The 1,807-nt window shown below is 57.8% G+C and carries 2 rRNA genes; both read left to right on the top strand.

From position 1 onward, the window contains the following. Window positions 1-1,562 (top strand): 23S ribosomal RNA (locus tag ISU10_RS22640); the annotation flags it as partial. Window positions 1,563-1,683: 121 nt separating this feature from the next. Continuing rightward, window positions 1,684-1,800, top strand: a 5S ribosomal RNA gene (rrf, locus tag ISU10_RS22635). Window positions 1,801-1,807: the final 7 nt, after the last annotated feature.

Below are 1,807 nucleotides of genomic sequence, written 5' to 3'. Positions count from 1 at the left end.
CCAAAGCCAGTGCCTACCGCCCTTCGGGGTAGGGGGTGCTGGGGGAGCGTGGGACCCGAACCGGTAGTAGTCAAGCGATGGGGTGACGCAGGAAGGTAACCGGACCGTGGCGATGGTAGTCCACGGCCAAGGATGTGGCCCGGACGGTAGGCAAATCCGCCGTTCACCAGTTCAGTCTGGAGGGTGAGGTCTGATGGGGACCCCGTAGGGGGGAAGCCGGCGATCCTATGCTGTCGAGAAAAACCTCTAGCGAGTCACGCGCCGCCCGTACCCCAAACCGACTCAGGTGATCAGGTAGAGAATACCAAGGCGATCGAGCGAACCATGGTTAAGGAACTCGGCAAAATGCCCCCGTAACTTCGGGAGAAGGGGGGCCCGAACCGTCAACACCCTAGCGGTGGGCAGCGGGGAGGGCCGCAGAGACCAGGCCCAAGCGACTGTTTACTAAAAACACAGGTCCGTGCGAAGTCGTAAGACGATGTATACGGACTGACTCCTGCCCGGTGCTGGAAGGTTAAGAGGACCTGTTAGGCGCAAGCCGAAGCGGAGAATTTAAGCCCCAGTAAACGGCGGTGGTAACTATAACCATCCTAAGGTAGCGAAATTCCTTGTCGGGTAAGTTCCGACCTGCACGAATGGAGTAACGACTTGGGCGCTGTCTCAACCATGGACTCGGCGAAATTGCAGTACGAGTAAAGATGCTCGTTACGCGCGGCAGGACGGAAAGACCCCGGGACCTTTACTATAGTTTGGTATTGGTGTTTGGCACGGCTTGTGTAGGATAGGTGGGAGACTGTGAAGCCATCACGCCAGTGATGGTGGAGTCAACGTTGAAATACCACTCTGGTCGTACTTGACATCTAACCTAGGTCCGTGATCCGGATCAGGGACAGTGCCTGATGGGTAGTTTAACTGGGGCGGTTGCCTCCTAAAGAGTAACGGAGGCGCTCAAAGGTTCCCTCAGCCTGGTTGGCAATCAGGTGGCGAGTGTAAGTGCACAAGGGAGCTTGACTGTGAGACTGACATGTCGAGCAGGGACGAAAGTCGGAACTAGTGATCCGGCGCCCACGTGTGGAAGTGGCGTCGCTCAACGGATAAAAGGTACCCCGGGGATAACAGGCTGATCTTCCCCAAGAGTCCATATCGACGGGATGGTTTGGCACCTCGATGTCGGCTCGTCGCATCCTGGGGCTGGAGTAGGTCCCAAGGGTTGGGCTGTTCGCCCATTAAAGCGGCACGCGAGCTGGGTTTAGAACGTCGTGAGACAGTTCGGTCCCTATCCGCCGCGCGCGCAGGAAACTTGAGAAAAGCTGTCCCTAGTACGAGAGGACCGGGATGGACGAACCTCTGGTGTGCCAGTTGTCCCGCCAGGGGCACCGCTGGTTAGCTACGTCCGGACGTGATAACCGCTGAACGCATCTAAGCGGGAAGCACATTTCAAGATAAAGTTTCCCACAGGACAAACCTGGTAAGGCCCCCCACAGAACATGGGGTTGATAGGCCGGAGGTATACAACAGCAATGTCTAGCCGACCGGTACTAATAGGCCGAGGGCTTGTCCCACACCCACCATGCACACCAAAACCCGGCACACAGCCATGGCAGGTGTCTCGCGTCCACTACCCAACACCAAACAACCCACCCCATAAAACCAACCCCCACCACCAACAGGGGTTCATAGAGTTACGGCGGCCATAGCGACAGGGAAACACCCGGACCCATCCCGAACCCGGAAGTTAAGCCTGCCAGCGCCGATGGTACTGCCCCCGAGAGGGCGTGGGAGAGTAGGACGCCGCCGAACATCCTTC

The sequence above is a fragment of the Nocardioides agariphilus genome (assembly GCF_015352445.1).
In the GTDB taxonomy this organism is placed as follows: domain Bacteria; phylum Actinomycetota; class Actinomycetes; order Propionibacteriales; family Nocardioidaceae; genus Nocardioides; species Nocardioides agariphilus.
This window is presented reverse-complemented; position numbering and strand designations above follow the sequence as displayed.